Below are 4,170 nucleotides of genomic sequence, written 5' to 3' on the forward strand. Positions count from 1 at the left end.
GGCGGCCTTCAGGCGCGCGCTGGCGCGTTCGATGGCCAGTTGCGCGATGCGCTCGCCGATGTCCACGTGCTGGTTCAGGTACAGGCTGAAGGCATCGTGGATCACGTTCTCGACGAAGCCCGCGGCGTTGCGCGAGGACAAGCGCTCCTTGGTCTGGCCGGCGAACTGCGGATCCTGCAGCTTGATGCTGAGCACGAACGACAGGCGTTCCCAGACGTCTTCCGGCGCCAGCTTCACGCCGCGCGGCAACAGGTTGCGCAGGTCGCAGAACTCGCGGATGGCGTTGGTGAGGCCGGTGCGCAGGCCGTTCACGTGCGTGCCGCCCTGCGAGGTGGGGATGAGGTTCACATAGCTTTCCTGCACCAGTTCGCCTTCCGGCAGCCAGGCCAGGGCCACGTCCAGGCCTTCGGTTTCGCGGGCCAGGTGGTTGATGAAAAGCGTGGGCGGCAGGATCTCGCTGCCATTCAAGGCGCCGCGCAGGTAGTCGGGGAGGCCGTCTTCGTAGTACCAGTCGATCGTCTCGCCACTGGCTTCGTCGGTCAGGTGCACGGACAGGCCCGCGCACAACACCGCCTTGGCGCGCAGCAGGTGCTTGAGCTTGGGCAGCGAGATGCGCGGTGTGTCGAAGTACTTCGCATCCGGCCAGAAGCGCAGCGTCGTGCCGGTCTTCTTCTTCGGCACCGTGCCGATCACCTCCAGGTCGCTGATGCGGTCGCCGTTGGCGAATACCACCTGGTATTCCTGGGCGTCGCGGCGGATGGTCACTTCCACCCGCGTGGACAACGCATTGACCACCGACACGCCCACCCCGTGCAGGCCGCCGGAGAATGCATAGTTCTTGTTCGAGAACTTGCCGCCTGCATGCAGCCGGGTAAGGATCAATTCCACGCCGGGCACGCCTTCTTCCGGATGGATGTCCACCGGCATGCCGCGCCCGTCGTCGACCACGGTCACCGAGCCATCTGCATGCACGGTGACTTCGATCGATTTCGCATGCCCGGCCAGGGCTTCGTCCACCGAGTTGTCGATCACTTCCTGGGCCAGGTGGTTCGGCCGGGTGGTGTCGGTGTACATGCCAGGGCGGCGCTTGACCGGATCCAGGCCCGACAAAACTTCGATGTCGGCGGCGTTATAGCGGGAAGTCATAGATACCAGGGTGCTCTGGGGTGATTTAAGCGGGGCAGGATGGGTTGGGCACGGGCTTGTCGTCAATACGGCCGCGCCACTATGGGCGTTGCCGGTCTCATTCGCCGCGATTCAGGCCGCCAGGGGTGCGCAGTGCCATTCCAGCCACTCCCGCTCGGCGCCGTCCAGTAGCGGGGCCAGCGCGGCGCGTACGCAGGCGTGGTAGTCGTCAAGCCAGGCGCGCTCTGCCGGATCGAGCAGGCGTGGTTCGAGTGCGCGGCGATCGAACGGGCACAGGGTGAGGGTCTCGAACGCCAGGAAGCGGCCGAACTCGGTTTCGTCCGACTCCACTACGACGGCCAGGTTCTCATGGCGGATGCCGTGCCGGCCCGGCTTGTAAAGACCCGGTTCGATCGAGGTGATCATGCCCGGTTCCAGCGGCACCAGAGCGCCACCCTGCACCGGCGGGCGGATGCCATGCGGCCCTTCATGGACGTTGAGGAAATAGCCCACGCCGTGCCCGGTACCATGGCCGAAGTCCATGCCGGCGGCCCAAAGCGGCGCGCGGGCCAGGGCATCGAGCTGCGGTCCGCTGGCGCCGGCGGGGAAGCGCGCGCGGCTCAGGCCGATCATGCCCTTCAATACCAGGGTGGCGTCGCGCTTCTGCTCGTCCGTGACCTCGCCCAGCGCCAGCACGCGGGTGATGTCGGTGGTGCCGCCCAGGTACTGGCCGCCGGAGTCGATCAGCAGCAGGCCGGCGGGGCGGAGCGTGCTGTGATGCTCCGGCGTGGCGCGGTAATGGGGCAGGGCGCCGTTGGCCTGGTAGCCGGCGATGGTGGCGAAGCTTTCGCCAACGAAGCTCGGGCTGGCAGCGCGGGCCTGCCGAAGGATCTCGTCGACGGAGACCTCGGTGAGTGTGTCGCCCGCGGCCAGACGGGTTTCGATCTGATGGAAGCCGCGCGCCAGGGCTGCGCCGTCGTGGCGCATGGCTTCGCGGATATGGTCAAGCTCCGCTGCCTGCTTGCGTGCCTTGAACAACGTGGACGGATTGGCGCCGTGCACGAGGGTGATATCGGGGCCGATGGCGTCGACAAGCGCGCACACCACCCGGGAGGGATCCACCAGCAGGCGGCTTGCAGCAGGCAACCCTGCCAGCGCGGAAGCGGCCGTGGCGTAATCGGCGATATCGAAGCCGTCAGCGGCCAGGCGTGAGAGCAGCGAAGGTTCCACCTTGCCGCGGTCGACGAACAACGTCGCCCGCGAAGGGCCCACCAGCAGATGCGCCAGGAACACCGGGTTGTACTGCACGTCGCTACCGCGCAGGTTGGTAATCCACGCGATGTCGTCCAGGGTGGAAACGAAGTGGTGGCTGGCATCGAGCTTCTTCATCGCATGGCGGACCCGGCCGAGCTTCTCGTCGCGGGCGCTGCGGGCGTACTCGAGGGGATGCTCCACCACCGGCGCGCGCGGCAGCGGCGGCCGGCCGGACCAGTTTTCGCCGGGGAGGTCCAGGTCCGTACGAAGGTCGGCGGCCAGTGCGCGGCGCAATTGCTCGCGCCCGGCCAGGGACACGCTGTCGCCGGCCACCGCTACCGTGTCACCTTCGCCCACGGCACCGGCGAGCCACGCCACGTGTTCGGCGGTGTGCGCCACCCGTAGCTTCACCAGCCGGACTCCGGAGGCGGCCAGTTCCTGCTCGGCCTGCGAGAAATATCGTGAATCGGTCCACAAGCCCGCGTCTTCGGCGGTCACCACCAGGGTGCCGGCGGAGCCTGTGAAGCCCGAGGTCCAGGCGCGCGCCTGCCAGTGGGCGGGCAGGTATTCGGAAAGATGGGGGTCGGCACTGGGAACGATGCAGGCCGCCACGCCGTGGCGTCGCATGGCCTGCCGCAGGCCCGACAGGCGGGCGGCGTGGGAGGGAAGGCTATCCATGGCCGCGATGCTAGCTGAACGGCAGTGGGGACGGCCAGAAACCAACTTCCCCTCGCTCCGCCCACCACCTTCCGCTAAAATACAAATTTCCAGCACGGCTGCGACTCATGACTCCCCTGATTTTCGTCACTGGCGGCGTGGTGTCTTCCCTCGGGAAGGGCATCGCGGCGGCCTCGCTTGCGTCCATCCTCGAGGCGCGCGGGCTCTCCGTCACCATGATGAAGCTCGACCCGTACATCAACGTCGATCCAGGCACGATGAGCCCCTTCCAGCACGGCGAGGTGTATGTCACCGACGACGGCGCGGAAACCGACCTGGACCTCGGCCACTACGAGCGCTTCGTCAAAACCCGTCTTACCGGCAAGAATTCGATCACCACCGGCAAGATCTACGAATCGGTGATCCGCAAGGAGCGCCGCGGCGACTACCTCGGCGCCACGGTGCAGGTGATCCCGCACATCACCGACGAAATCAAGCACGCCATCCACGAGGCCACCCGCGGTTTCGACGTGGCGCTCGTGGAGATCGGCGGCACCGTGGGCGACATCGAATCCCTGCCGTTCCTGGAGGCGATCCGCCAGCTGCGCATTGAACACGGCCCGGACAAGTGCCTGTTCATGCACCTCACCCTGGTGCCGTATATCAAGGCCGCCGGCGAGATCAAGACCAAGCCTACCCAGCATTCGGTAAAGGAATTGCGCTCGATCGGTATCCAGGCCGATATACTGCTGTGCCGTTCCGAGCAGCCCCTTCCCGAGGGCGAGCGCCGCAAGATCGCCTTGTTCACCAACGTGCCCGAGCGTGCGGTAATCAGTGCCATCGACGTGGACGTCATCTACAAGCTGCCGCAGTGGCTGCACGACCAGGGCCTGGACGATCTGGTCATCAACCAGCTGCGGCTGGACGCGCGTCCGGCCGATCTTTCGGCCTGGAAGCGCACGGTGGAGGCCGTGGAGCACCCCAAGGACGAAGTCACCGTCGCCATCGTCGGCAAGTACGTCGAGCACAAGGATGCCTACAAGTCGTTGGGCGAGGCCCTGCGCCACGGCGGTATCAAGCAGACCACGCGGGTGAACCTGTCCTGGGTGGATTCCGAAGACGTCGAAGCCCGCG

General features: G+C 66.5%; 3 protein-coding genes. 1 reads left to right on the forward strand and 2 read right to left on the reverse strand.

Going from position 1 to position 4,170, the window contains the following annotated elements:
* Together VK519_RS15290 and VK519_RS15295 are read right to left on the reverse strand one after the other, a co-directional pair.
* On the reverse strand, positions 1 to 1,146 hold a 1,146-nt coding region (locus tag VK519_RS15290; protein WP_324351161.1), incomplete at its 3' end, for an ATP-binding protein.
* Between the two features lie 111 nt (positions 1,147 to 1,257).
* Positions 1,258 to 3,057, reverse strand: a complete 1,800-nt coding sequence (locus VK519_RS15295; protein ID WP_324351163.1) for an aminopeptidase P family protein — start codon at positions 3,055 to 3,057, stop codon at positions 1,258 to 1,260.
* Between the two features lie 107 nt (positions 3,058 to 3,164).
* Here VK519_RS15295 and pyrG point away from each other — a divergent pair.
* On the forward strand, positions 3,165 to 4,170 hold a 1,006-nt coding region (gene pyrG, locus VK519_RS15300), incomplete at its 3' end, for a CTP synthase (protein WP_324351165.1).

It is taken from the genome of Pinirhizobacter sp., from assembly GCF_035317885.1.
Taxonomy (GTDB): domain Bacteria; phylum Pseudomonadota; class Gammaproteobacteria; order Xanthomonadales; family Rhodanobacteraceae; genus Pinirhizobacter.